Below are 25,392 nucleotides of genomic sequence, written 5' to 3'. Positions count from 1 at the left end.
GTGCAGTCGTCTCGCACGGGCCGGCGCAGGCCGCGAGGAGGTGGCACGTGGACCTGGAACTGGGTGGCAAGGTGGTACTGGTGACAGGTGGCTCGGAGGGGCTGGGAGCCGCGGTGGCCCGGCGGCTCGTCCGGGAGGGCGCGAAGGTGGCGCTCTGTGCCCGCGGGGCGGAGCGGCTGGAGGCCACCGCCGCGGCCCTGCGCGCCGAAGGTGGGGACGTGCTCACCGTCCAGGCTGACGTGTCGCGTGCGTGGGAAGTGGAGCACTTCGTGGATGCCGCTCACGCGCGCTTCGGGCGCATCGACGGGCTGGTGAACAACGCGGGCACCGCGGCGGGCCAGCCCTTCGCCTCGGTGAGTGACGCGGAGTGGGAGGCCGACCTCCAGCTCAAGGTCTTCGCGGCGATTCGTGCCTCGCGGCAGGCGCTGCCCTTCCTGAAGGAGTCGGGGAGCGGCGCCATCGTCAACGTGCTGGCCATCGCGGCGAAGACGCCGGGCGCAAACTCCACGCCGTCGTCGGTGTCTCGCGCGGCGGGGCTCGCCTTGACGAAGGCGCTGTCCAAGGAGTTGGGCCCGCACGCCATCCGGGTGAACGCGGTGCTGGTGGGCATCATCGAAAGTGGCCAGTGGGCGCGCCGTGCCAAGGAGGTGGGCAAGCCCGTGGAGTCCTTCCAGCAGGAGATGGCGCGTCACGCCGGGATTCCGCTGGGCCGGGTGGGGAAGGCGGAGGAGTTCGCGGACACCGTGGCCTTCCTGCTGTCGCCCCGTGGTGGCTACATCAGCGGCGCGGCCATCAACGTGGATGGCGGCCTGTCCGCGGCCGTCTGATTTCCCTTCGTCAGGAACGGGCCGGGTGCCCGTGTGTGGATGATGAAGACGGCTTCGCGCCGTCTGGCGACCGCGGCTGCTGACCCCAGGTCCCTCATCTCTCCGTCACGTCCCCCTGGGCGTGCCCGTCTTCGGGCCCCAGGGCATTCCTGAGTTGGGTCATGCAGCCGAAACTGAACCGGCTTCTCCGGGCGCTCGCCCGCGAGGGGCTCGAGGTCGCCTATGACGGCCGCCTCTATTCCGTCCGCCTCCTGGGTGACGCTCACGCGCCGCCCGCCGAAGTCCTCCTTCCGCCGGACCTGCCCGTGGAGGGCAAGGCCTTCCAACAACTCGCCCAGCTCGCGGCCCTGAGACACCCCGGTGGTGGCGAGGTGCTGCGGGTACGTGCCACGCCCGACTTCCACCCGGGAGACTCCGGGGTGGCCATTGGCTCGGTGCTCCACACGCGCGGGCTGGTGGTGCCCGGCGCCATTGGCACCGACATCAACTGCGGCATGCGGCTGCACGTCGCGGACATCTCCGCGGAGGACTTCCTGGCGAAGCGGTCGCTCTTCGTCGAGCGGATGAAGGGCCACTACTTCTTCGGTACGCGTGACGTCACCATGGCCTCGCGGGCCTCCGAGGCGCTGCTGCGCGACGGCGTGCAGGGCTGGCTCCTGGAGACGCTGGAGCAGCCGCTGGGGTGCGCGGGACGGGCCGACCTGGCGCAGCTCGACGCGGAGGTGTCGCGCATCCACCTGGGCGGCGGGCTGAAGGGCCATCCGCGCTGGGCGCCCGAGTCCTTCACGCGCGAAGGGCTGGTGCGCGACGCGGGCCTGGCCACCATTGGCGGCGGCAACCACTTCGTGGAGGTGCAGCGCGTGGAGGCCGTGGAGGACCGGGCGCGGGCGTGGGACTGGGGCGTGCGCGAGGGACAGCTCGCGTTCATGATTCACTCTGGCAGTCGGGACGTGGGCAAGCACGTGGGCGTGGCGTGGCAGGACCGTGCGCGCCAGGCGTGGCCCGCGGGAACGCCGCTTCCGGCCAGCGGCATCCTCCCCCTGGGAGATGCGCGGCTCGTCACCGAGTATCTGGAGGCGGAAGCGACGGCGGCCAACTACGCTTTCCTCAACCGCCTGCTGCTGGCGGAGCTGCTGCGCCAGACGCTCCGGGAGCTCTTCGGGGACGTGGAGGCGCCGCTCGTCTATGACGTGCCCCACAACCTGACGCTGCCCTACGAGGGCGGCTGGCTGGCGCGCAAGGGCGCATGCCCGGCGGGGGCGGAGCAACCCGTCATCATCCCCGGCTCCATGGGGGCCACGTCCTTCCTCATGGTGGGGTGTGGGGATGCGCGGGCGCTGGAGTCCGCGTCGCACGGCGCGGGCCGCGCGCGCTCCCGCTTCTCCCTGTCGCGTGGCGGCGCGGACCAGAGCGAGGCCGCCCTGGGGCTGACCGGCGTGGACTGCATCACCCTTCGCGCGGAGCGCCGCGTCGAGGAGGCGCCCGCGGCGTACAAGCCCATCCGTCCGGTGGTGGATGCCCAGGTGGAGGCCGGCATCGTCCGGGAGGTCGCCCGGCTCTGCCCCCTGCTCACCTTCAAGGCCTGAGCAGGGAGGGAAGGGGGCACGTCATTTCACTTGGCGTGCTCCCCCGTCTGCGAGTGGAATGGCCGCGCGGCGGGCCCACTGCCCGCACGGCATCTCACGCGGCATCGAGGGGAACTGGGGACCATGGAGAACACCTACGGAACGATGAACTCTCCCGGCGGAGCGGGCGCGAAGGAGGCCGTGTCGCTGCCGGCCATCCTGCTGATGGTCCTGTCCGCCATCACCGTGCTGCTGGGGCTCATCAACGTGCTCCAGGCCTTCGGTGGGGCGGACCCCGCCGTCGAGGAGGCGCTCAACAACCCCGACCTGCCCGAGGGGGCCCGGCAACTGCTCGCGGGCATGACGACCACGGGCGGCAAGCTGATGTTCGCGCTGCCCACGCTGGTGCTCAACGGCCTCGTCTTCTTCGGCGCGCTGAAGATGAAGAACCTGCAGAACTACGGGCTGGCGATGACCGCCGCCATCATCTCCGTCATCCCCTGCTGCGGCCCCTGCGCCTGTCTGGGCATCCCCGTGGGCATCTGGGCCCTGGTGGTGCTGAACAAGCCCGAGGTGAAGGCGGCCTTCACCTAGCCGCGGCGCCAGGCCGGCCATCGTCCCATGGCCGTGGCCGGCCGCTGCTTCTGCATCCGCACGCACGCCAACTGGACGTCGACCGTGAGTGGGCGCCGGGAGGAGTGGACGGAGGCATAGCCGTGCCGCTGATAGAAGTGTTCGGCGTTCAGGCTGGCATCCAGCCCCAGCAGTGGCGCGCTGCCCCGCCAGACGGCGGACTCCAGGGCCGACAGCAGGGCAGGGCCCACGCCATGGCCCGCCTCGTCTGGCACCACGTAGAGCGCTTCCAACTCACCTAGCGCCGCGTCCACCTGGCCGAAGCCCACCGCGCGCCGGCCGCGTTCCGCCACCAGCACCGTGCGCGGACGCTCCGGCCGCAGGTAGCCCTCCGGTTTCAAGAGCCGCACCCAGGTGCTCACCTCGTGCGGCGCGTACGCGCGAGGGCACAGGGCTTCCACGGCCAGGGTGTGGATGCGCCACAGCGTGCGGCGGTCGGACTCCTTCGCGGGCCTCAAGAGGAGTCCGTCCGCGCCCATGGCCGCCTCAGGTCACCTTCATGCCCTTGGGAATCACCACCACGCCCCCGGGCGTGACGTGAAAGCGCCGCCGGTCCTCCACCGGGTCGAATCCGATGGTCATCCCCGGAGGAATCTCCACGTTCTTGTCGATGATGGCCCGGCGGATGCGGCAGCGCCGGCCGATGGTGACGTTCTCGAACAGGAGGGAGTCCTCCACCTCCGAGTACGAGTTGACGCGCACCTTCGGCGACAGCACCGAGCGCCGCACGCTGCCGCCGGAGATGATGCAGCCCTCCGCCACCAGCGTGTCCATGGCGTGGCCCACGCGGTGGTTCTGCTCGTCCGCGAAGACGAACTTCGCCGGCGGGTAGTTGTTGGGCTGGGTGTGGATGGGCCAGCGGTCGTTGTAGAGGTTGAACGTCGGGTCCACCTCCACCAGGTCCATGTTGGACTGGTAGTAGACGTCGATGTTCCCCACGTCCCGCCAGTAGCCGCGCTCCTTGGCCTCCTGGCCGGGGACCTCGTTCTGGGCGAAGTCGTACACGTACACCGGCGCGCGCTTGTACAGCTCGCTGATGATGGACTTGCCGAAGTCGTGCGCGCTCGCCTCGTTCGCCGCGTCCCGCACCACCTCCTGCACCAGCACGTCGGTGGAGAAGAGGTAGTTACCCATGGAGGCCAGGCACATCTTCGGGTTGCCCGGCATGGGCGGCGGGTCCTTGGGCTTCTCCAGGAACTGCCGCATCCGCCCGTCCGGCCCCACGTCGATGATGCCGAACTCGCGGCCCTGCTCGATGGGGACGGGAATCGCGGCCACCGTGCACGCCGCCTTCTTCGCGCAGTGGAAGTCCAGCATCTGGCGCGTGTCCATCCGGTACACGTGGTCCGCGCCGAAGACGAAGATGTAGTCCGGCTCCTCGTCGGTGATGATGTTGAGGTTCTGGTAGATGGCGTCCGCGCTGCCCTTGTACCAGTCCAGCCCCGTCCGCATCTGCGCGGGGACGGCTTCCACGTAGTGGCCCAGGAACGCCGTCATCCGCCACGCGCGGGACAGGTGGTTGTTGAGCGAGTCGCTCTTGTACTGCGTCAAGACCTTCATCCGGTACACACCGGAGTTGGCGAAGTTCGAGAGAACGAAATCGATGATGCGGTAGCGGCCGCCAAAGGGGACAGCGGGCTTCGCGCGCTCGCGCGTCAGGGGCTCCAGGCGCGTGCCAGCGCCTCCAGCCAGAATCATCGCCAGGACTTTGGACATAGGTGTTCCGGACGTTAGTCGTCCCTGGAGGGCCGGCAAGGGCACGTGTGCCCGCCTGCCGGCCATCGTTGAATGCCGAACCGCCTGTTCAGGTGTCCTGACCGGCGCTGGACGTCCCGACGCCTCGGGTTTCCGGGCCTCGCCCGGTGGCCACCCCCGGCTGGCATGTGGGAGAAGCGCCGCAAAGGGCCGAAGAACCGGCCCCCGCTGCGTTGCATGGCGTCTGCCGAGGCTATCGTGCTAGCCTCGTTTCCGATGGCCGGCGACGAAACCCGCGTCACCAAGATCTCAACGCTCAACGTGCATGCCCACCGCAGCACGGAGTGTTGTCTCGTGCAGATTCATGGCCCGGAGCTCGGCAAGAAGTACCTCATCGAGGATGCCGAACTCACCATCGGGCGGGATCAGCACAACCACATCGTCGTGGACCTGGACAACGTGTCCCGCCGCCACGCCCGGATTCTGGGGCGTGGGGGGAAGATGCTCGTTGAAGACCTGGGCTCCACCAACGGTACCTTCCTCAATGACCAGGAAGTGCTTCAGGCCTCTCCGCTGCGCAGCGGAGATCTGGTCAAGGTCGGAGGCTCCATCTTCAAGTTCCTCGATGGCGACAACATCGAGACCCAGTACCACGAGACCATCTACACGCTGACCATCGCGGACGGCCTCACGGGCATCAACAACAAGAGGTACTTCCTGGAGTACCTCGAGAAGGAGATGGGCCGGTCGACCCGCTATCAGCGCACCCTCACGCTGATGATGTTCGACATCGACCACTTCAAGCAGATCAACGACGTCCACGGCCACCTCGCCGGGGACTACGTGCTGCGGGAGTTGGCCCAGTCCATCAAGCGCCTGGTGCGCCGCGAGCAGTGCTTCGCCCGCTACGGCGGCGAGGAGTTCGCCGTCGTCCTCCCGGAGGACGGCCCGGACAAGGCGCGCCTGTTCGCGGAGAAGATTCGCCGGCTCATCGAGGGCAAGTCCTTCGTCTACGACGACAAGGAAATCCCCGTCACCATCTCCATTGGCGTGGCCGAGCAGACGTCGGACATGCTGGAGCCCACGCACTTCATCAAGGTGGCGGACGCCAACCTGTACAAGGCGAAGAAGTCGGGCCGCAACCGCGTGGTGGGCTAGGCCGTGGCCGCCAGCGCAAGCGAAGCGGGTCCGTCCTTCCTCGCGCGGTTGGTGCTCGTGCTCGTGGGCTGCGCCTTCCTCGGCGCGGCCTGGGTGTGGAGCCACCGCGCGGAGCCCTGGGCCGCGCGACTGGTGGACAACGCCCTCCGCACGGTGGGTGTGTCGCAGCGCTAGGGGTGAGGTGAAGCGCCTGGGCGCGGTGCCGCCGGGAGGCGTCGCCCGGACGGCTCCGGTCGTGGCACGGCGCCGGGCTGCGGTGCACTCCCAGCGGCGAGAGCAGGGGCGGGAGTCCGGTGCCCGGAAGCTCCCGCCGCGAGCTTTGCTCAGGTGTTCTCGCGCAGCTCCGCCAGCCGGCCCTTGGTGCCCGGCAGGCTCTGAGGCGGCATCTTCCCGTAGATGTGCTGCACCGTCTCGGAGAGCGTCTCCTGGATGTCGCGCGCGCGGAAGCCAAGCTCGGCCTCCGCCTTGGATGCGTCCAGCCAGAACCAGTGCTCGCCGATGTCGATCTCCTGCGGGTCCAGCGTCGGCGTGGTGCCGCGCACCTTGGCCCAGCGCTCCAGCAGCTTCCCGCCGAGCACGTTGACCTTGGAGGGGAGCTTCAGCTTCGGCGCGGGCACGCCGGACAGGCGCTCCAGCCGCTGGAAGAAGTCCTTCATGGACAGGTTCACCCCCATGAGGTGACGGCCGTACACCTCGCCCCGGGTGAGCGCCTGGACGAAGGCGTCCGCCGCGTCGCGCGCGTCCACGAAGGAGATGCCGCCGCCCGGCATGGCCGGAATCTCGCGGTTGAGGAACTTCACCACCGTCCACGTGGAGGACAGCCGGTCATCCCCGGGCCCCATCAGCAGGCTGGGGTTGAGCACCACCAGGGGAATCTCGTGCTTGCGGCAGTACGCGAGCGCCAGCTTCTCCTCGTAGATTTTCGACAGGTAGTAGGGCCACTGGCCCACCACCGTAATCGGGTAGTCGGCGCGCTCGTCGAGGACCTGCGCCTCCTTCGACACCGCGATGGTGCCGGAGGTGGAGGCCAGCACCACGCGCTTCACGCCCGCCTCGCGCACGTCCCGCAGCAGCTCGCGCGTGCTGTCCACGTGCAGCTCGAACATCTTCCGCGCGTCCTTCGGCTGGAAGGAGACGAGCCCCGCCAGGTGGTAGACGGCGTCCACGCCCTCCAGCGCGCGGCGCACCGCGTCCCGGTCCTTCAAGTCACCGGGGACGTACTCCGTGCCCGCGTAGGGGGCGCCCGAAGGCCGCGAGCGGCCGATGAGCCGCACCTCGTGGCCCGCCGCCACCAGCCTGGGCACCAGGTGCGTGCCCAGAAAGCCCGTGCCTCCCGTCACCAGCAGCTTCACGAGTCCTTCCCTTCCGTGGACGTGGACGCGCGGGGACTGGTCCCGGCCGGAGGCAGGTCCACGCGCTCCAGGTTCAGCACCCGGCCGTCGCGCAGCGCCCGCATCGAGTCCTCGGCGATGCGCGTGACGTAGCGGTAGCCCTCCGAGCGCGCCATGCCCTGCACCCGCGTGCGCAGGTCCGCGTGGCCCAGCACCGGACCGATGTTCACCCGCAGGGGCGTCTTCGTCTTGGGCAGCACGCTGCCCTTGGGCAGCGCGTCGAAGGCGCCGCCGATGTACAGCGGCAGCACGTCCATGTTGAAGGTGAGCGCCAGGTAGCCCAGCGTGGACTTGAACTCCATCAGCTCACCGGTGGTGGAGCGCGTGCCCTCCGGGAAGATGAGGACGTTGAAGCCCTGGCGCAGCGCCTCGCCCGCCATCCGCAGCGACTCGCGCAGCGAGCCCTGCCGTTCAATGGGGACCAGGTTGGTGAAGTTCTCGAACCAGGCGCGCTTGAGCGGCGTGTTGAAGAAGTAGTCACGCGCCGCCAGGGACACCAGCCGCTCGCCCTGGTCACCCAGCGCCACGCGGACCAGGCCCGCGTCCAGGTGGCTGGAGTGGTTGGCGATGACCAGGAAGTTGCGGTTCTGCGGGATGAAGGACTTGCCCGTCACCTTCACGTCGAACACGCCGCCGTAGAGCACCTTCTGCCCGAAGGACAAGAGCTGACGGCCCACGTCCGCCACCACGTCGGGCACCGGAATCTCCACCTCTTCCGCGCGCTCGTTCTCCTTGGAGATTTCCTTCGCGCGCGTCTCCACCGTGGGGCGCTTGCCGGAGGACGCCACCACCTTGCGCAGGTCCTCCACCGTCTGCACCTGCGTCAGGTCGTCCACCGCGGGCAGCGGCACGCCGGCGGCCTCCAGCGCGGAGGACAGCTCGGTGAGCATCAGCGAGTCGAAGCCGAGGTCCCCGCTGAGCAGCGCGTCCGGACGCACGTCGGACACCGGCCGGTGGCTGACGTCCGCGATGAGCGGGAAGAGCCAGTCCGCGATGCCGCCCGTGGCGGGGTTGGCCGCCTTCTCGCGCGCCTTGCTGGCGCTGGCCGCCATGCGCTCCTGGCGCTTGAGCTCCTCCACCACCTGCTTGCGCTTCACGCTGCGCTTGGCGGTGCGCGGCAGCTCGCCGTCCCACAGGCGCAGCACCTTCACGCGCCGGTAGAAGGGCATGCCCGCGCTCACCTTGCGGAAGTGCTCCTCCAGCTCGCGGCGCACTTCCTCGCGTGGGCGGTCCGCGTAGTCGGGCACGCACAGGCACGCCACCTTCTCACCGCCCGCGTCGTCGGGCAGGCCGACGATGGACAGCTCCTTGATGTGCGTATGGTCCTGGTACAGCTCCTCCAGCTCGTCCGGGTAGATGTTCTTCCCGTTGTGGTCGATGATGACGTCCTTCGCGCGGCCCACCAGGTACAGGTGGCCCTCCGCGTCCAGACGTCCCAGGTCGCCCGTGTGGAGCCAGCCGTCCTTGAGCACCGCCTCGGTGGCCTCGCGGTCGCCGAAGTAGCCGGGCATGACGTTGGGGCCCTTGGCCAGCACTTCACCCAACCCGTCATTGTCCGGATTGAGGATGCGCAGCTCGATGCCGGGCAGCGCGCGGCCCACCGTGCCGGGCTGGCGCTTGTTGCCGGGCTTCGTCACCGCCAGCACCGGCGCGGCCTCCGTCAGGCCGTAGCCCTCCGTGATGTTGAAGCCCAGCTCGTGGAAGGCCTTGTGCACGTCGTCCGGCAGCGCCGAGCCGCCCGACACGATGACCTTGATGCGCCCGCCGAACTTGCGGTGCACCGGCCAGAACAGCAGCTTGCCCAGGTTGATGTTGTTGCGGTTGCGCAGCTCGCCGTGGGTGGCCATCAGCGCCTTGAGCGCCTGTTCGATGAACGGCGGGCGGCTGGCGAACTCCTGCGTAATCTTGCGGTGCAGGAGCTGCCACAGCGCCGGCACGCCCACCATGGCGGTGATGCGGCCCGTCTCGAACACCTCGCCCAGCCGGTCCGACGTCAGCTCGTCGATGTAGGTGATTTCCGCCCCGCGCCAGAAGGGGGTGAGGAAACCGGCGGCGAACTCGAAGGTGTGGTGCAGCGGCAGGACGGACAGCACGCCGTCGCCCACGCCGATGTCGAAGGTCCCCGCCAGCTTCGCCACCAGCGCGGCGAAGTTCCGGTGGGTCAGCATGACGCCCTTGGGCGTGCCCGTGGTGCCGGAGGTGAAGATGATGCTGGCCAGGTCATCCGCCGCGGCGGACCTGCGCACCGGTCCGATGCGGTCCGGGTGCGCCGGGTCGCCCGTCATCGCCTCCGCGAGGCTGGCCACGGTGACGCCGTCACCCAGCGCGGCGAAGAGGCCGGGGAAGTCCCGGGCCGCGTCCTCGGAGACCAGGCACGCGCGCGCGTCCGCCCGGCGGGCGATGTTGACGAGCTCCGCCTCGCTCAGGCCCGGGTCCACCGGAACGACGGTTGCGCCCGCGCGCAGGATGCCGAAGTAGCTGATGCCCCACTCCGGCCGGTTCTCCGACACCAGCAGCACGCGGTCGCCGTGCTTGATGCCCGCGGCCAGCAGGAAGCTGCCCACGCGCGCGGCATAGCGGTGCACCTCGCCGTAGGTGAAGCGCTCCTCCTTCTCGCCCGCCACCATGCGGAAGGCCACGCGGTGCCGGTACGCGTGCACCGTGGCTTCCATCAGCTCCAGCAGGTCGCGGTGCGCGGGGATGACGGTGCGCTTCTCGCGCTCCTCCTCCATGCCCGGGAACACCCACTTCTCCAGGCCAGGGAGGTGTGTCCCCAGGAAGTAGTCGCGCCAGTCGATGTGCTCCGGGTCCCAGGGCACCTTCAACCGGTCCGCGTGCGCCATGCGCGCATACACGGAGCGGGTGTTGTCGCAGCGGAAGACGTAGCGGTTCTCGTAGAGGAAGGGGAGGAACAGCTCCGTCAGGGCGATGATGCCCTGGGCGTTGTCGTCCACCTCGTCCAGCGACTCCTTCGCCTTGTCCAGCATGGCCTGGACGGCCGGAGCGCCCCACGCGGGACGCACCTCGTCGATGGCCTTCTTCAGGAAGCGCGCGCCGCGCGACAGCATGGGCGCGCTGAACAGCTCGAACTCCTTCTTGCTGACCGGCTGCGGCTCGACGCGCGAGCGCAGCTTGTTCATCAGCGCGTTGCCGGACTCGCGGTTGCGGTAGTAGCGCCGCCGGTACAGGCCCACCAGCTCCACGGAGCGGCCGGCGTAGAAGGGATTCTCATCGCCGGAGGCGAGCTGGTAGATGCGCCGCTCCTCCACGTCCATGGCATGCGCGGTGATGCCGATGGTGGCGCCCGCCACCTGGTCCACCGGGATGATGTCCAGGATGGTGTTCTCGCCCGCGGGGATGCCGCCGGGGCCCTTGATGCCCGCGAAGGCCAGGGGCGCGGAGGTCGTGAAGCCTTCATTCCAGCCGGGGAAGGGGAAGTGCCGCGCACTCTCCACGATGGAGGGCCGGACGATGGAGTAGCGCAGGCCCGGCGTGGCCGCGAGCACCTGCTCGCCCAGGGACTTGGTGTACGTGTACGTGTTGGGCCAACCCCAGTGGGCGGCGCGCTCCATGCCGGCGCGCACCAGCTCGCCGCTGAGCCACAGCTTGCGCTCACGGCCCACCGCCAGCCGCAGCGTCTTCTCGTCGTTGGGGTCGCGGCCTTCTTCCTCCAGCCGGTCCAACGCCTTCTTGCGGAAGGTGGACGTGAGGGCCCGGTCCTCGGCCTGCTCGCGCAGCCGCGCGACGATGCGCGCCGCGTCCTGCAGCTCCTGCTCCAGGCTGAAGTCGCGGCCGTCCATCTCCTCCCGCTTGGGGAAGTAGCCGCGAATCTCCTCGTCCTCGAAGACGAGCCCGCTGCGGTTGCCGGCCACGAAGGCCGTGGACATGTGAATCAGCGGGACGGACCAGCGCACCGCCAGCGCCGCGGCGAACTTCAGGCCGTGGGTGTTGACGTTGAGGCCCACCTCCAGCGACGGGTTGAAGGACACCAGACCGGCGCAGTTGATGAACGCGTGCACCTTGCCGGTGAGCGCCTCCACCTGGGGCTCTTCCAGGCCCATCCACGGGTCGGTGATGTCGCCGTCCAGCACCTCCACCTTCTGGCGGATGAAGGCCAGCGCGCCTTCATCCCCCAGGCTGTCTCGCAGCGGCTGGAAGGGCTCACTGGTGGCGACCTTGTCGAAGAAGCGGCGCTCGGCGGACGCGGCGCTGCCCTTGCGGACCAGCACGTATACCTTGTCCAGGTCCTGCCCGTAGCGGGTCAGCAGCATGGACAGCGTCACCTTGCCCACGAAGCCGGTGGCGCCCGCGAAGAGCAGGCGCTTGCCGGTGAAGGTCTGGGTGACGTTCAGCTCGGGAAGGGCGGCCATGGGCGTCCTCACTTCACATCCACCATCACCGTGGGCGCGATGCGCAGCAGGCTGATGGTGGCCGAGCGGCCCATGAACCCGCGCGCCTCTTCAATGGCCTCGGTGAGCGTGTCGGTGCGGTCCCAGCCCATCAGGGCGGGGACGTGGTTGTTCTCCGCGCCCGCGACAATGACCTTGCCCACGTGCTGGCGGCCATTCTCGCCCCAGTACCACATGTAGAAGGGGTGCACGCCGTGGTAGGCGTTGCCCTTGCGGTACAGGTGCACGTAGCTGGGGTTCTCCGCGAACTCGCGCTCGTACTTGTGCTCCAGCTTCATGGAGTCGCGCGTCTCCGGCAGCAGCCGGTGGAAGAACTCGATGTAGCTGGGGTGGTGCTCCGGGTCGAACTCGTCGTAGGCCGGGTGCAGGAGGATGAGCACGCCGCCCTTCTTCACCAGCGGCACGCCGCGGTTCAGGTTGTAGAAGTAGCCCAGCCCCATCACCTGCACCAGCAGCGGGTTGAGGATGGAGTTGACGCTGTACGGGGAGATGAACGGGATGGGGAAGATGACGATGTCGCTCTGCCCCTCCACCGGCACCACGTACTGCTTGTAGCTCGTCTCCAGCGTCTTCGCGTGCGTGGGCTCCGTGGCGCCGGCGTAGACGCCCGTGACGTCATAGGGCGCGGGGACGGAGTTGAGCACCTTGCGCGCCGCCGCGCGCGGCAGCTTGGACAGCGCGAAGCGCATGGCCTGGAACTTCAGCCGGTCCGCCTCCGTGTAGTCCTCTTCCTTCTTCGCCAGGAAGTCGGTGGGGCCGCCGAACATGCGGTTGTTCAGCGCCGTCTCGATGTGGAAGACCTTCAGGTGCTTGTCGATGTTGCGCCCGATGCGCTCGTTGCTCTTGTAGAGCGCGCTCGTCTTCGGCTCCATGTAGCTGTCGGAGGCGCGGATGGTCTTCGGGTTGTGGTGGTGGCGCAGCGACGCGTAGTTGGACACGCCGGTGCCCATGGACTTGTGCCCGCCGTTCATGGGCACGAAGTTCACATTCACGTAGACGATGAGGTCGCTCTCCGCCACGCGGCGGTTCACCGACACCTCTTCACCGTGGGACGTGCGCTCCAGCGCGACCATCCCGTCCGGGTCCTCGGCGTCGTGGTTGTAGTAGCGGTCCGGGTAGTAGGCGTCGAAGATCTTCTCGCCCACCATGCGCTTCATCTCGCCTTCCGTCATCCGGCGGTGCAGGGCGTTGGCGATGATGAGGTGCACGTCATCCACGCCGCTGTCGGCGGCCAGCTCCAGGACGATTTCCAGGATGGTCTGCCGCACGTCCGGCGTGACCATGGGCGGCAGCGGCACGCTGATGTCGTCGATGACGCACGTCAGGCGCATGCCCGGCTTGAGGAGCGCGTGCAGCGGCTCCATGCCCTCCGGGTTGTTGATGGCGTAGCGGATGGCGGCCTTGACGTTGGGCACGCCGGCCAGGGGCGGGCGCGGGAAGATGACGCGCGTGCCGACCGGAAGGTCTTCCTGCAGGAAGTTCTCACCGTGGAACAGCACGCGCGGGGGGCTGCCCTTCTCGGTGATGACGACCTGGCTTTCCTCGTCGTACAGCTTCTGGAGCGTCTTGAACGGGCGCATGGCGTGGGGGCTCTTACTTGAGGTCGAGGATGGGCCAGTTGTAGGCGCGCGCGATGGAGCGCAGCCGCAGGTCCGGGTTCACCGCGGTGGGACGGCCCACCACCGCGAGCATCGCGTAGTCAGAGGCGCTGTCGGAGTAGCCGTGGCACTTGTCCAGCGACAGGCCCTCCTTGGTGCAGTAGGCGCGGATGGCGTTCGCCTTGTTCGCGCCTTCGATGATGGGCGGAATCACCTTGCCGGTCGCCTTGCCGCCCACGAACTGCATCTTGTTGGCGATCATGTCGTCGGCGCCCAGGTGGCGCGCCAGCGGGCGCATGGTGAAGTCCAGCGCGCCCGTGACGAGGACAATCTTGCAGCCGCTGCGGCGGGCCTGGTCGATGAGGTCCTGCGTCTGCTCGAAGAGGGCGGGCTGAAGCACGTCCTCGAACATGTCCTCGGCGATGGTGACCAGGCGGTCTTCGCTCAGGCCCGCATAGTAGCGGTAGAAGAACTCGTTGAACGTCTTGCGGTCCACCGCGTCCATGACACCGAAGAGCGGCACGCTGAGGGCGGTGCTCAGGGTCCGCCCCGCGATGCCCAGGACGGAGCCGCGGTTCATCGCGTAGTACGCGTAGACGTGGACGACGTTCGTCTTCACGAGCGTCCCGTCGACATCGAAGAAGGCAGCTTTCGAGGACATGGGGCTGCGGGCTTCCTGACACTTCGAGGGGGGGGAGGTCAATGATGCCGGGAGTTTGGCGTGCCTCCCGGCGGCTCGGGGGGAGAAGGGGCTACAGCCAGCCCTGCTCCCGGTACCACTGCACGCTGCGACGGATGGAGTCCGCCAGGTCGCGCTGGGGGTGAAAGCCGAGCAGCCGCTCGGCCTTGGCTCCGGAGCACGTCCAGGCGGGCGCCAACAGCTGCTTCGCCATCTTCCGGCTCAGGGGCAGCTTGCGGCCCGTCAGCTGGGACACGCCGTCCGCCGCCGTGGCCATGGCCCGCAGCAGCGCGGGGGACACGCGCACCGTGCGGGGCGTCAGGCCCAGGACCTGCGCGCCCAGGTCCTGCACCTTCTCCAAGGACAGGGGCTCGCCGGGGCCCGCGCAGAAGAAGGCCTCACCAATGGCCGCCGGGTGGGTGGCCTGCAACAAGAGGATGTCCACCACGTCCTCCACATCCACCATGGTCAACGGGCGAGGGCCGCCGGACAGCTCCAGCCGGATGCCGCGCTGAGCCATCTTGAAGAAGGGGAGGTTCTCCCGGTCCCCGGGCCCCAGGATGCGCGGCGGCCGGGACACCGTGACGGGCAGCCGGTCTCCATAGGAGAAGGCGATGCGCTCCGCCTCCGCCTTGCTCTCCCCATACCATTCGTGGGGGTGGAAGGCGTCTTCCTCCACATGCGGCCGGGTGGGCGTGGACGGACCGCAGGCGGCCAGCGAGCCGGTGAGCACCAGCCGGGGGCGGTGGCCCGCGGCCACCATGGCCTCGCACAGGTGGCGGGTGCCCTCCGCGTTGACGCGCATGAAGTCGTCGCGTGTCGCGCCGCGGCGAGCGCCCGCCAGGTGGAAGACGACGTCCTGGCCCGTCACCGCGGCTGAGAGCGTGGAGGGCACCGTCACGTCGCCCTCCACCCGCGTGTAGGTCAACCCCGCGAGCCCCGAGGCATCTCCTCCCGGGCGCAACAGGCATGTGACGCTGTCTCCCCGCGCGGCCAGGGCCTTGGCCAACCACATTCCCAGGAAGCCGCCTGCACCGGTGATGAGGGCTCTCATGTTGGGGTTTCATCCAAAAAAACACACCACGACCGCAAGGAGAATCCGGCGGCCGCTTCCGGGAGTGATCCACGCCGTTAAGGGGTTTCCCGAGGGAAGATAGCGTTCCGGAGGCTGATTTTCGGGCTCCGGACGCGTTCCGAAGTGAAGGCGCGCGAGGGTGCCGAGCGCTCCGGAGGCTGATTCTCGGGCTCCAGCCGCGTTCGTAGAGGGGCGCTCAGAGGGAAAAACGCAGGAGAGGGCTGTTTTTCGGGCTTGGGCGTGCTACTTCTACGCCGCAACGGCTCTCGCTTCACATAAGCAAAGCCGTACAACGTCCCCTTCGGAGGGGAGGAGACTCAAGACGAATGGCCGCCAAGAAAGCTGCTGCGAAGAAGGCTCCCGCCGCGAAGAAGGCTCCCGCTGCGAAGAAGCGCACGCCGAACGCGTCGTTCATGAAGGAGATGACGCCGTCTGCCGCGCTCGCTGAGATCGTCGGCGCGAAGCCGCTGCCGCGCACCGAGGTTGTCAAGAAGCTCTGGGCCTACATCAAGAAGCAGGGCCTGCAGGACGCGAAGAACAAGCGGCAGATCAACGCCGACGACAAGCTCAAGCCCATCTTTGGTGGCAAGAAGAGCGTCACCATGTTCGAGATGACGGCGCTGGTGAACAAGCAGCTGAGCTGAGCATTGGCCGGGGCCTCCCGGTGGCCGTACTCGGGGCTCGCCGCGACAAGCGGCGGGCCCTTTGCATTTCCAGGGGTTGGCGTGTCGGCGCGGAGCGTTGGATAGAGGGCGGACGCGTTTCTGCGTGCTGGCGGTCGGCGGGCGGGCGGCCTACCTCTGCGCCACATGTTGCTCGACGCCTTGGAAGAAGAGGGGTCCGCCTCGAATGGGGCGGGTGGCGCCACGATGACGGCGGAGGCCCTGGCCGAAGGGCTCTACGCACGCGTCCAGGCGGAGCTGGATGCGCGTCCGCACACGCCCCTGTCCACGTACCGAGTGCAGTTCCATCAGGGCTTCACCTTCGAGGACGCGCGGCAGGTGGTGCCGTACCTGGCCCGCCTGGGGGTGAGTGACCTTTATGCCTCGCCCTATCTGAAGGCCACCCCCGGAAGCACGCACGGCTACGACTGCGTGGACCACCAACAGTTGAATCCCGAAGTCGGGACGCCCGAATCGCACGCGGCGCTCTGCGCGGCGCTGCGTGCGCAGGGCATGGGGCAGGTGCTGGACGTGGTGCCCAACCACATGGGCATCGAGCGGGACAACCGTCTGTGGTTCGACGTGCTGGAGAACGGCCCGTCCTCCGTCTACGCGAAGTTCTTCGACATCGACTGGTCGCCGGTGAAGGAGGAGCTGCGGGACAGGGTGTTGCTGCCGATTCTGGGGGACCAGTACGGCATCGTCCTGGAGCGAGGGGAGCTGAAGCTGTCCTTCCGCGACGGCGCCTTCTTCCTCCATTACTACGACCACCTGCTGCCGGTGGCGCCGCGTCAGTACTCCCGCATCCTCCGCCATGGACTGGAGCGGCTGGAGTCGCGGCTGGGGGAGGAGCACCCCGGCATGCTGGAGTTCCTGTCCATCCTCACCGCCATCGACTACCTGCCCTCGCGCACGGAGGTGGAGCGGCCGAAGGTGGTGGAGCGCCACCGGGAGAAGGAGGTCATCAAGCGCCGGCTGGCCGCGGTGACGGCGGAGTTCCCGGAGATGCTGGCCTACATCGAGGACAACGTCCGCGTCTTCAATGGCGAGCCGGGCAACCCGCGCTCATATGACCTGCTGGACTCGGTGCTGGCGGCGTGCAGCTATCGGTTGGCGCACTGGCGGGTGGCGGGCGAGGAAATCAATTACCGGCGCTTCTTCGACATCAACGGCCTGGCCGCGCTGCGCGAGGAGGACCCGGATGTCTTCCAGGAGGCGCACGCGCTCATCTTCCGCTGGCTGCGCGAGGGGCTCGTCACGGGGCTGCGCATCGACCACCCGGACGGCCTCTTCGACCCGACCGCCTACTTCCTGGACCTGCAGGAGGCGTACTTCGTGGAGCGGGCCCACGCGCTGTTTCTCCAGACGCATGCGGAGGATGACACGCGCTGGCCGGCGGTGGAGTCCACGCTGCGCGAGCGCTGGCGCGCGGAGGTGACGCAGCAGCCGGACAGTCGGCTGCGCAAGGCGCTGTACGTGGTGGTGGAGAAGATTCAGGGCGGCCGCGAGCGCATGCCCGAATCCTGGGCCGTGCACGGCACCACGGGGTACCGCTACGCCAATGCGGTGAGCGGCGTGTTCGTCCAGCCGGACGCGGAGAAGGCGCTGACGGAGACGTACGAGCGCTTCGTGGGAGGGCAGGCGGACTTCGCCGAGCTCGTCTACCAGAAGAAGCTGCTCATCATGCGCGTGTCCATGGCCAGCGAAATCAACGTGCTGGCGCACGCGCTCAACGGCATCTCGGAGATGAACCGGCGCACGCGCGACTTCACGCTCAACTCGCTGCGGCGGGCGCTGGTGGAGTTCATCGCCCTGTTCCCCGTCTACCGCACCTACGTGGACGGCTGGCGCCCGGAGCTGGACGGGCGCGACGTGCAGTACATCGAGTGGACCATCCAGCGCGCCAAGGAGCGCAACGCCACCACCAACGCGTCCATCTTCGACTTCCTGCGCGACATCCTCCTGCGCCGCTACCCGGAGCACGCGGACGCGCGCGAGCGGGCGGAAATGCTGCGCTTCGCCATGAAGCTGCAACAGGTGACGGGGCCTGTCATGGCCAAGGGCCTGGAGGACACAGTCTTCTACATCTACAACCGGCTGGTGAGCCTCAACGAGGTGGGCGGCGAGCCGGAGCGCTTCGGCGTCCACGCCAACACCTTCCACCTGCGCAACCAGGAGCGCGCGGAGCGGTGGCCGTCCAGCCAGCTCACCTCCAGCACCCATGACACCAAGCGCAGCGAGGACGTGCGCGCGCGCATCAACGTGCTGACCGAGGTGCCGGAGGAGTGGCGCAAGCGGGTGAAGAAGTGGGCCCGCCAGACGGAGAAGGCGGTGTCCCAGCTGCCGTCCGGTCCGGCGCCCACGGCCAATGACATGTACCTCTTCTTCCAGACGGTGGTGGGGGCGTGGCCCATGGGCGACGCCCACTCCGCGGAGGAACTGGCGGACTTCCAGCGCCGGGTGCGCGAGTACATGGGCAAGGCCATCAAGGAGGCCAAGGTCCGCACCTCGTGGACCAACCCCGACAGCGCCTATGACGAGGCGGTGGCGCGCTACGTGGACGCCTGCTTCGACTCGAAGGTGACGGGCTCCTTCCTGGCGGACGTGCGGGACTTCAAGCGCTCCATCGAGCGCGCGGGCCAGTACAACGCACTGGGGCAGCTGCTGCTGAAGATGGCCTCACCTGGCGTGGTGGACACCTACCAGGGCTGCGAGCTGTGGGACTTGTCGCTGGTGGACCCGGACAACCGGCGGCCCGTGGACTTCGCGCTGCGCGCGCGGCTGCTGGAGACGCTGGACGCCGAGGCGGAGAAGGACCGGGCCGCGCTGAGCGCACGGCTGGCGGCGAACCTCGATGACGGCCAAGTGAAGCTCTACGTCCTGACGGAGTCCCTGCGGCTGCGCCAGCGGCAGGCGGCCCTCTTCCGGAAGGGCGGCTACCGGGCGCTCGAGCTGACCGGCGCCCGGGCGAAAGCAGCGGTGGCCTTCGCCCGCGAGCACGGCGACACGGTGTTGGTGGCCTGCGCGCCGCGTTACACCCTGTCCGCCCTGCAGTCCCCCGAAGGGCTGGCGGGCGCTTACGGCAGCACGTTCCTGGACCTTCCGGAGGCATATGCGGGCATGATGTTCCGCGATGTGTTCACCGGCCGTCAGGTGCGGCCCGAGCGTGGACCGGGTGGCGCGGTGTTGCCCCTGGGGCCGCTCCTGGCGGAGTTCCCGGTGATTCTGCTGGAGAGGAGCGCCGGATGAGGAGGGCCGAGGTGCTTCCAGGGAAGCCGTATCCCCTGGGCGCCACGTTCGATGGGCAGGGTGTCAACTTCGCCGTTTTCAGCGAGCACGCGAAGAGGGTCGAGGTCTGTCTCTTCGACCCGGAGGACCCCGCGAAGGAGACGCGCCGCTTTCCCCTGCTGGAGACGACGCACCAGGTGTGGCACGGCTACGTGCCTGGCCTGGCCGCGGGCACCCTCTACGGACTGCGCGTGCACGGGCCCTACGAGCCGAAGAAGGGGCTGCGCTTCAACCCCCACAAGCTGCTGGTGGACCCGTATGCCCGGGCCATCCACGGCCAGGTGGACTACCAGGCCCCCATCTACGCCTATACGCCAGGCACCAAGGAGGACGACCTCGCGTTCGACACGCGCGATGACGCGGCCGCCGTGCCCAAGGGCGTGGTGATGGGCGCGGACACCTTCGACTGGGAGGGAGATGCCCCGCCCGCCGTGCCGTGGCACGACACGCTCATCTACGAAGTCCACGTGAAGGGCTTCACCAAGCTGCACCCGCGCGTCCCGGAGGCGCTGCGGGGCACCTACGCGGGGCTGGCGCACCCGGCCAGCATCGAGCACCTGAAGAAGGTGGGCGTCACCGCGGTGGAGCTGCTGCCCATCCAGCACATCGTCGACGAGCCCTTCCTCATCGAGCGCGAGAAGGTCAATTACTGGGGCTACAACACGCTGGGGTTCTTCGCGCCGGACGCGCGCTACAGCGGCTCGGGTTCGCTGGGCGGGCAGGTGGACGAGTTCAAGCGCATGGTGAAGCAGCTGCACCGCGCTGGCATCGAGGTGCTGCTCGACGTCGTCTACAACCACACCTGCGAAGGCAACCAGCTGGGCCCCACGCTGTCCTTCAAGGGCGTGGACAACGCGGCGTACTACCGGCTCACGGAGAAGGACCCGCGCTACTACCTGGACGTCACCGGGTGCGGGAACTCGTGGAACGCCACGCACCCGTACGCGCTGAAGCTCGTCGCCGACTCTCTGCGCTATTGGGTGGAGGAGATGCACGTGGACGGGTTCCGCTTCGACCTGGCCACCACGCTGGGAAGAGACAGGCACGGCTACGACACCCGCGCCGCCTTCTTCCAGATCATCCACCAGGACCCGGTGCTCAGCCGGGTGAAGCTCATCTCCGAACCCTGGGACGTGGGCGACTTCGGCTACCAGGTGGGCAACTTCCCGGTGCTGTGGAGCGAGTGGAACGGCAAGTACCGCGACACCATCCGGCGCTACTGGAAGGGCGATGACCGGCAGGCGGCGGAGATTGGCTACCGCCTCACCGGCAGCTCGGACCTGTTCTCACTGTCCGGCCGCAAGCCCGCCGCGAGCGTGAACTTCGTCACCGCGCACGACGGCTTCACGCTGCACGACCTCGTCACGTACAACGACAAGCACAACGAGGCGAACGGCGAGGAGAACCGCGACGGCGCCAACGACAACCACTCCTGGAACTGCGGGGTGGAGGGCGAGACGACCGACGCCGAGATCAACGCCCTGCGCGAACAGCAGAAGCGCAACTTCCTGGCCACGCTCTTCCTGTCCCAGGGGGTGCCCATGCTGGTGGCCGGCGACGAGATGGGCCGCACGCAGAAGGGCAACAACAACGCCTACTGCCAGGACAACGCGCTGTCGTGGGTGGACTGGGAGCTGAACGACACGCAGCGCGCGCTGCTGGACTTCACCTGCGCCCTGACCAAGCTGCGGCGTGAGCAGCCGGTGTTGCACAAGCGGCGCTTCTTCCGCGGCGCCCATATGTGGGACAGCGAGATGAAGGACCTGGCGTGGTTCCGGCCCGACGGCCAGGAGATGCGCAAGGACGACTGGGAGAAGCCCTACGTGCGCTCGCTGGGATTCCTGCTGGGCGGTGACGCCATCACCGCGCCGGACGATGAAGGGAACCGGATTGTGGGGGACACCATCCTGGTGCTGATGAACGCCCACCACGAGCCCATCACCTTCAGGCTGCCCGCCGTCGAATGGGGCGCGGACTGGGAGCTGGTGGTGGACACGGCGTTGGCGGGGGAGTCGCCTCGCACGCATACGCCGGCGGGAGGCACCGTGCAGGTGGTGGGCCGCTCCCTGGCGGTGCTGCGCCGCCCGGCGACGGAATAGCCCCCTCGGGGCCGGAAGGGGCCCGCTGGACGAACGCAGGAGGTCCAGCGGGTTTCACGCGAGGGGTCGACGCACAGTCAGCCCGCCGGTAGGGTGCGCCCCGTCATACCCTGCAACAGGATTGCTACGTGAACACGCAAGTCGCGCTCTGGGTGGGTTTCAACGTCTTCGTCCTCGCGATGCTCGCGCTGGACCTCGGGCTGTTCCATCGCAAGGACCATGCGGTGACGCCGAAGGAGGCGGGCCTCTGGACGTTGGTGTGGATTACCCTCAGCCTGATTTTCTGCGCGGGCATCTGGCACTACCAGGGGCCCACCGTGGGGCTCCAGTGGTTGACGGCGTACGTGGTGGAGTACGCGCTCTCCGTCGACAACCTCTTCGTCTTCCTGATGGTGTTCAGCTACTTCCGGGTGGCGCCCGAGCACCAGCACCGGGTGCTCTTCTGGGGCATCCTGGGCGCGTTCGTCATGCGCGCTGGCCTCATCATCGCCGGCACGGCGCTGGTGAAGCAGTTCCACTGGCTCATCTACCTGTTCGGCGCGTTCCTCGTCTTCACCGCGGTGAAGATGCTGGTGTCCAAGGACGAGGAGATGGACCCGGAGCAGAAGGGCATCGTGAAGTTCGCGCGCCGGGTGCTGCCGGTGGCCCGGCTGGGTGAAGGCAGCCGCTTCATGGTGCAGGAGGACGGCCGCAGCAAGTTCACGCCGCTGTTCATCGTGCTGCTGGTGGTGGAGGCCACGGACCTGCTCTTCGCGCTGGACTCCATCCCCGCGGTGCTGGGCATCAGCCAGGACGCCTTCATCATCTACACGTCCAACGTGTGCGCCATCCTGGGCCTGCGCTCGCTGTTCTTCGTCGTGGCCAGCCTGATGGAGAAGTTCCACTTCCTGAAGGTGGGCCTGAGCGCCATCCTGGGCTTCGTGGGCGTGAAGATGCTCATCACCTTCTTCGACATCCACGTCCCCATCGGCATCTCCCTGGGCGTGATTGCCGGCGTGCTGGTGGCGGCCATCGTCGCCTCGCTGGTGTGGCCGAAGCAGCCGGAGCCCGGACAGGACCGGGAAAGCGCGAAGACGTAGGCAGGGCGCTGGGGCTTCCAACCCAGCGTTTTCCTTGCAAGTGGCCGCCGTTGCCGCCAAATCTGGGGGCATGTCCTCCAGCGCCACCACCGACGGCATCCGCATCACCGTGAAGCCCGCCTACTGGCCGGAGCGCAGCGCTCCGGAGTCCGGGCAGTTCGCCTTCATGTACACGGTGGAGATTGCCAACGAGGGCGACGCGCCGGCGCAGCTCAAGGCGCGCCATTGGGTCATCACCGACGCCACGGGCAAGGTGGAAGAGGTAAGGGGCGAGGGCGTGGTGGGCCGCCAGCCCCACCTGGGGCCCGGAGAGCGGTTCGAGTACACGAGCTGGGCCATGCTGCGCACGCCCTTCGGCACCATGCGCGGCACCTATGACATGGTGCGGCCGGACGGCACGCACTTCGAGGCGCGCATCGCCGAGTTCGCGCTCACCCTTCCCAACTCCCTGCACTGATGCCAACGCCCACTTCGAAGCGAGGGCTGCTGCTCGTCAATCTGGGGACGCCGGATGCTCCGCAGACGGGGCCCGTGCGCCGCTACCTGCGCGAGTTCCTCAATGACCCGCGCGTCATCGACATCCACCCGCTGGGTCGCTGGGCGCTGCTCAACTTCATCATCCTCCCGATGCGTCCGGCGAAGAGCGCGGAGGCGTACCGCAAAATCTGGATGAAGGAGGGCTCGCCGCTGCTCGTGTACAGCCAGGCCCTGGCGGCCCAGGTGGCCGAGCGGCTGGCGGGGGAGTACGAGGTGGTGCTGGCCATGCGGTATGGCTCGCCCTCCATCCCCGACGGCATCGCGGCGCTCAAGGCGCGCGGCGTGTCGGAGTTCACCGTGCTGCCGCTGTACCCGCAGGAGGCCGCGTCCTCCACCGCGTCCTCGCTGGCGCGCACCTACGAGGTGCTGGCCCAGTCGTGGGACGTGCCCTTCGTGCGCGCGGTGCCGGCCTTCTTCGAGCACCCAGGCTTCCTGGATGCCTTCACCGCCGTGGCGCGGCCGGTGATTGACGACGCGCGCGCCGACTACGTCCTCTTCAGCTTCCATGGCCTGCCGGAGCGGCACATGCGCAAGAGCGACCCCACGGGGACGCACTGCCTGTCCACCGCCTCGTGCTGCGATGCCATGACGGACGCCAACCGCCACTGCTACCGCGCGCAGAGCTACGCGACGGCGAGGGGGCTGGCCCAGCGGCTGGGCCTGCCGGCGGATGGGTGGAGCGTGTCCTTCCAGTCGCGGCTGGGCCGCACGCCGTGGGTGAAGCCGTACACGGACGTGGTGTTGCCGGAGCTGGCGAAGAAGGGCGTGAAGCGCCTGGCGGTGATGTGCCCGGCCTTCGTGGCGGACTGCCTGGAGACGCTGGAGGAGATTGGCCTCCGCGCGCGCGAGCAGTTCCTGGAGGCGGGAGGGGAGTCGCTGACGCTGGTCCCCTCCCTCAACGCCCACCCGGCCTGGGTGGACGCCGTGGTGCGCATGGTGCGCGAGTCGGACGGGCCGCCTACTGCTGTGGCTGGGCCGTCGGCGCTGGCGCGGGAGCCGATTCCACCGCGGTGAGGCGCAGCTTCAGGGCGCCGGCGGGCACCTGGAGCGCGGCGGCGGGGAAGCCGCCCTTCGTCACCGACGTGATGGTGCCCTCCCAGGAGCGCCACCGCCCGGCCTTCACCAGGAACTCGCCGCGACCGGTGATGCTCACCTCGGCGCTGGCGCTGGTTTCGGGCGTGGTCCGGGGCCGGGGGCGTCCCGAGTCGTCCGCCTCCGCGTCTTCCTCCGCGGCGCGCGCGGGCGAGGTGGCGGGCTCCTCCTTCCCGCGGACCTTGCCGGCCAGCTTCTCGGAGATGTCGTACTCCAGCGTGGCCACCTGTTCGCCCCCGTCGGCGGGCGTCAGGCTGGCGAGCTTCACGCGGTTGCTCCGCTCGGGCTGGCCGGCCTGGAACTGGGGTCCCAGCGCCTCCATGAGGATCAGCTCGGTGCCGAGCGACCACGCGTCACCGGTGCCCACTGGATCTCTCGGCAGCTCCAGCACCAGGGTGGCGGTGTTGCGGGTGGCGCCCTGCAGGCCGTCGAGCACGAAGCCGCGCTCGCTCAGCGTGGCCGTGTCCGCGTCGACGTTGCTGCCCACGGGGACGACGCGGAGGCGGTAGTCACCCGAGTCGGTCCGCTCCATGAAGTAGGTGACGGGGCCGGGCAGGGCCGCGGGGGCCGCGGCGACGGGGGCGGGCTTCTCCTTGCCCTTGCCCTTGGCGCTCTTGGTGGGCGCGGCTTCCTCGGTGCTGGCGGGCGCGCCGCCGGTGCGCTCGATGTCGAGCCGGTACGACGTGGGCGCACCTTGGGCAAGCTTCCACCGGAGGACCACCTTCGAGGGGTCCGCGGGTGGCTCCGCGGCAGCCGCGGGAGCGGCTTCCGCGGGGGGCGGAGCGTCCTTCATCCCCGGCGGGCGGGGAATGGGCTCCATCTTCCCACGGGGCTCTTCCTTGCAGGCGGTCAGTGACAGGGCGACGACCAGACCAAACACGCTTTGCTTCACGCGGGGACGCTCCTTGGCAGCCCTCGCGGGATATCGAAGCAGGCGAGGTCATTCAAGTACGTCACCCGGCCGCTTCGAGGACGAATGGGCGAGATACACGTCGACCTGCGTCTTGACGCGTCCGGCGAAGTCTGGGTCGAGCCGCTCCATGATGGCCCATTCGAGCTCGAGGTCCCTGCGGAGGTTGGGCCTGGCGGAGCGCACCAGCACGGGCTCGGTGGAGAGCAGGACCGTGGGCATGATGTTCTGCTTCTCCTCGGGGGTCGTCATGGTCGTCGTCTCCGGCGTCGGCAGCGACTGCGTCCGGGCGGGCATGTTGGCGGCCATATGGTATGCGCGCACGGTGAACCGGCCGTCGGGACGCTTGTGCCCCTCGACGTAGACGCGGGACCAGTGGGTGAAGACGTCGTAGTTGCCGGAGACCTTCCACGGCGTGATGAGGAACATCGGGTCCGTGCTGGGCAGCAGGGCATAGCCGCGCTCACTCAGGATCGCCTCGGCGGCCTTCATGACCTGCCGGGCGGGCATGTCGTACACCACATAGCTGCTCGTGCGCTCCAGCAGCGTCTGGCGTTGGTTCGTGCAACCCACCAGTGCGAGCAGCGTGAGGATGCTTACGAACGCGGGGTTCATCGTCATCGGCGGGCCTCCGTGAGGGGACGCGGGACGTGTGTCGTTGGGTGACAACGCCACGGCCAGGGGGGCCATATCGG

At 68.6% G+C, this 25,392-nt stretch carries 20 protein-coding genes; 11 read left to right on the top strand and 9 right to left on the bottom strand.

Annotated features, from left to right (window positions below):
• Positions 1-47: 47 nt before the first annotated feature.
• The 3 genes from BLU09_RS00755 to BLU09_RS00745 all read left to right on the top strand — a co-directional run bounded on the left by BLU09_RS00755 (position 48) and on the right by BLU09_RS00745 (position 2,986).
• On the top strand, positions 48-827 hold the full coding sequence (locus tag BLU09_RS00755) for an SDR family oxidoreductase (RefSeq protein ID WP_090484344.1): 780 nt from the start codon (positions 48-50) through the stop codon (positions 825-827).
• A 161-nt stretch (positions 828-988) separates the two neighbouring features.
• Complete coding sequence (locus BLU09_RS00750) at positions 989-2,413, top strand: RtcB family protein (RefSeq protein ID WP_090484341.1); 1,425 nt, start codon at positions 989-991, stop codon at positions 2,411-2,413.
• 30 nt (positions 2,414-2,443) lie between these two features.
• Complete coding sequence (locus tag BLU09_RS00745) at positions 2,444-2,986, top strand: hypothetical protein (RefSeq protein ID WP_090484340.1); 543 nt, start codon at positions 2,444-2,446, stop codon at positions 2,984-2,986.
• On the opposite strand, the gene BLU09_RS00740 is transcribed toward BLU09_RS00745, so the two are convergent.
• Both BLU09_RS00740 and glgC read right to left on the bottom strand, forming a co-directional pair.
• The gene (locus BLU09_RS00740) at positions 2,983-3,504 is read right to left on the bottom strand and encodes a GNAT family N-acetyltransferase (RefSeq protein WP_090484338.1); all 522 of its coding nucleotides are present in this window, start codon (positions 3,502-3,504) and stop codon (positions 2,983-2,985) included. The two genes, BLU09_RS00745 and BLU09_RS00740, sit on opposite strands and share 4 nt — an antisense overlap.
• Before the next feature lie 7 nt (positions 3,505-3,511).
• The gene (gene glgC / locus BLU09_RS00735; RefSeq protein WP_090484336.1) at positions 3,512-4,741 is read right to left on the bottom strand and encodes a glucose-1-phosphate adenylyltransferase; all 1,230 of its coding nucleotides are present in this window, start codon (positions 4,739-4,741) and stop codon (positions 3,512-3,514) included.
• Between the two features lie 255 nt (positions 4,742-4,996).
• Between glgC and BLU09_RS00730 the strand changes: the two genes are divergently transcribed.
• Positions 4,997-5,878, top strand: coding sequence for a GGDEF domain-containing protein (locus tag BLU09_RS00730; protein ID WP_026113815.1), 882 nt, complete (start codon positions 4,997-4,999; stop codon positions 5,876-5,878).
• A 3-nt stretch (positions 5,879-5,881) separates the two neighbouring features.
• A complete protein-coding gene (locus BLU09_RS38625) occupies positions 5,882-6,052 on the top strand; it encodes a hypothetical protein (RefSeq protein WP_167371002.1) in 171 nt (56 codons plus the stop codon).
• Between the two features lie 149 nt (positions 6,053-6,201).
• Here BLU09_RS38625 and BLU09_RS00725 read toward each other — a convergent pair whose 3' ends face one another.
• The 5 genes from BLU09_RS00725 to BLU09_RS00705 all read right to left on the bottom strand — a co-directional run bounded on the left by BLU09_RS00725 (position 6,202) and on the right by BLU09_RS00705 (position 15,009).
• Positions 6,202-7,230, bottom strand: a complete 1,029-nt coding sequence (locus BLU09_RS00725; RefSeq protein WP_090484334.1) for an NAD-dependent epimerase/dehydratase family protein — start codon at positions 7,228-7,230, stop codon at positions 6,202-6,204.
• Positions 7,227-11,639, bottom strand: a complete 4,413-nt coding sequence (locus BLU09_RS00720; protein ID WP_090484333.1) for an AMP-binding protein — start codon at positions 11,637-11,639, stop codon at positions 7,227-7,229. Before BLU09_RS00720 ends, BLU09_RS00725 begins: the two co-directional genes overlap by 4 nt.
• An 8-nt stretch (positions 11,640-11,647) precedes the next feature.
• Positions 11,648-13,258, bottom strand: coding sequence for an NPN-dependent hydroxyacid isomerase, LarAH14/15/16 family (gene larAH, locus BLU09_RS00715; protein WP_011551640.1), 1,611 nt, complete (start codon positions 13,256-13,258; stop codon positions 11,648-11,650).
• Between the two features lie 13 nt (positions 13,259-13,271).
• The gene (locus BLU09_RS00710) at positions 13,272-13,937 is read right to left on the bottom strand and encodes an HAD family hydrolase (RefSeq protein WP_011551641.1); all 666 of its coding nucleotides are present in this window, start codon (positions 13,935-13,937) and stop codon (positions 13,272-13,274) included.
• Positions 13,938-14,028: 91 nt separating this feature from the next.
• Complete coding sequence (locus BLU09_RS00705; RefSeq protein WP_090484331.1) at positions 14,029-15,009, bottom strand: NAD-dependent epimerase/dehydratase family protein; 981 nt, start codon at positions 15,007-15,009, stop codon at positions 14,029-14,031.
• A 347-nt stretch (positions 15,010-15,356) separates the two neighbouring features.
• On the opposite strand from BLU09_RS00705, the gene BLU09_RS00700 reads away from it, so the two are divergent.
• The 6 genes from BLU09_RS00700 to hemH all read left to right on the top strand — a co-directional run bounded on the left by BLU09_RS00700 (position 15,357) and on the right by hemH (position 23,709).
• A complete protein-coding gene (locus tag BLU09_RS00700; RefSeq protein ID WP_011551643.1) occupies positions 15,357-15,674 on the top strand; it encodes an SWIB/MDM2 domain-containing protein in 318 nt (105 codons plus the stop codon).
• A 165-nt stretch (positions 15,675-15,839) separates the two neighbouring features.
• Entirely contained in the window at positions 15,840-18,941 is a 3,102-nt protein-coding gene (treY, locus tag BLU09_RS00695) for a malto-oligosyltrehalose synthase (protein ID WP_090484329.1), read from the top strand.
• Positions 18,938-21,079, top strand: a complete 2,142-nt coding sequence (gene glgX, locus BLU09_RS00690) for a glycogen debranching protein GlgX (protein ID WP_090484327.1) — start codon at positions 18,938-18,940, stop codon at positions 21,077-21,079. The genes treY and glgX overlap by 4 nt, the downstream gene beginning before the upstream one ends.
• Before the next feature lie 128 nt (positions 21,080-21,207).
• Positions 21,208-22,158 carry a TerC family protein gene (locus BLU09_RS00685; protein ID WP_090484325.1) on the top strand — a complete coding sequence of 317 codons (951 nt, stop codon included), beginning with the start codon at positions 21,208-21,210 and terminating at the stop codon, positions 22,156-22,158.
• 70 nt (positions 22,159-22,228) lie between these two features.
• On the top strand, positions 22,229-22,615 hold the full coding sequence (gene apaG / locus BLU09_RS00680) for a Co2+/Mg2+ efflux protein ApaG (protein WP_090484323.1): 387 nt from the start codon (positions 22,229-22,231) through the stop codon (positions 22,613-22,615).
• Entirely contained in the window at positions 22,615-23,709 is a 1,095-nt protein-coding gene (gene hemH / locus BLU09_RS00675) for a ferrochelatase (RefSeq protein WP_090484322.1), read from the top strand. The genes apaG and hemH overlap by 1 nt, the downstream gene beginning before the upstream one ends.
• On the opposite strand, the gene BLU09_RS00670 is transcribed toward hemH, so the two are convergent.
• Together BLU09_RS00670 and BLU09_RS00665 are read right to left on the bottom strand one after the other, a co-directional pair.
• A complete protein-coding gene (locus BLU09_RS00670; RefSeq protein ID WP_090484320.1) occupies positions 23,654-24,679 on the bottom strand; it encodes a hypothetical protein in 1,026 nt (341 codons plus the stop codon). The genes hemH and BLU09_RS00670 overlap by 56 nt on opposite strands.
• Before the next feature lie 48 nt (positions 24,680-24,727).
• Positions 24,728-25,318, bottom strand: coding sequence for a hypothetical protein (locus BLU09_RS00665; RefSeq protein ID WP_244171327.1), 591 nt, complete (start codon positions 25,316-25,318; stop codon positions 24,728-24,730).
• Positions 25,319-25,392: the final 74 nt, after the last annotated feature.

This window comes from Myxococcus virescens (genome assembly GCF_900101905.1).
Taxonomy (GTDB): domain Bacteria; phylum Myxococcota; class Myxococcia; order Myxococcales; family Myxococcaceae; genus Myxococcus; species Myxococcus virescens.
This window is presented reverse-complemented; position numbering and strand designations above follow the sequence as displayed.

What these genes read in the sequence shown, in the direction of transcription:
- BLU09_RS00720 (WP_090484333.1), bottom strand. Translation starts at nt 11,639, where the DNA reads ATGGCCGCCCTTCCCGAGCTGAACGTCACCCAGACCTTCACCGGCAAG.
- glgX (WP_090484327.1), top strand. Translation starts at nt 18,938, where the DNA reads ATGAGGAGGGCCGAGGTGCTTCCAGGGAAGCCGTATCCCCTGGGCGCC.
- BLU09_RS00740 (WP_090484338.1), bottom strand. Translation starts at nt 3,504, where the DNA reads ATGGGCGCGGACGGACTCCTCTTGAGGCCCGCGAAGGAGTCCGACCGC.
- glgC (WP_090484336.1), bottom strand. Translation starts at nt 4,741, where the DNA reads ATGTCCAAAGTCCTGGCGATGATTCTGGCTGGAGGCGCTGGCACGCGC.
- BLU09_RS00730 (WP_026113815.1), top strand. Translation starts at nt 4,997, where the DNA reads ATGGCCGGCGACGAAACCCGCGTCACCAAGATCTCAACGCTCAACGTG.
- BLU09_RS00665 (WP_244171327.1), bottom strand. Translation starts at nt 25,318, where the DNA reads ATGACGATGAACCCCGCGTTCGTAAGCATCCTCACGCTGCTCGCACTG.
- BLU09_RS00750 (WP_090484341.1), top strand. Translation starts at nt 989, where the DNA reads ATGCAGCCGAAACTGAACCGGCTTCTCCGGGCGCTCGCCCGCGAGGGG.
- treY (WP_090484329.1), top strand. Translation starts at nt 15,840, where the DNA reads ATGTTGCTCGACGCCTTGGAAGAAGAGGGGTCCGCCTCGAATGGGGCG.
- apaG (WP_090484323.1), top strand. Translation starts at nt 22,229, where the DNA reads ATGTCCTCCAGCGCCACCACCGACGGCATCCGCATCACCGTGAAGCCC.
- larAH (WP_011551640.1), bottom strand. Translation starts at nt 13,258, where the DNA reads ATGCGCCCGTTCAAGACGCTCCAGAAGCTGTACGACGAGGAAAGCCAG.
- BLU09_RS00700 (WP_011551643.1), top strand. Translation starts at nt 15,357, where the DNA reads ATGGCCGCCAAGAAAGCTGCTGCGAAGAAGGCTCCCGCCGCGAAGAAG.
- hemH (WP_090484322.1), top strand. Translation starts at nt 22,615, where the DNA reads ATGCCAACGCCCACTTCGAAGCGAGGGCTGCTGCTCGTCAATCTGGGG.
- BLU09_RS00705 (WP_090484331.1), bottom strand. Translation starts at nt 15,009, where the DNA reads ATGAGAGCCCTCATCACCGGTGCAGGCGGCTTCCTGGGAATGTGGTTG.
- BLU09_RS00710 (WP_011551641.1), bottom strand. Translation starts at nt 13,937, where the DNA reads ATGTCCTCGAAAGCTGCCTTCTTCGATGTCGACGGGACGCTCGTGAAG.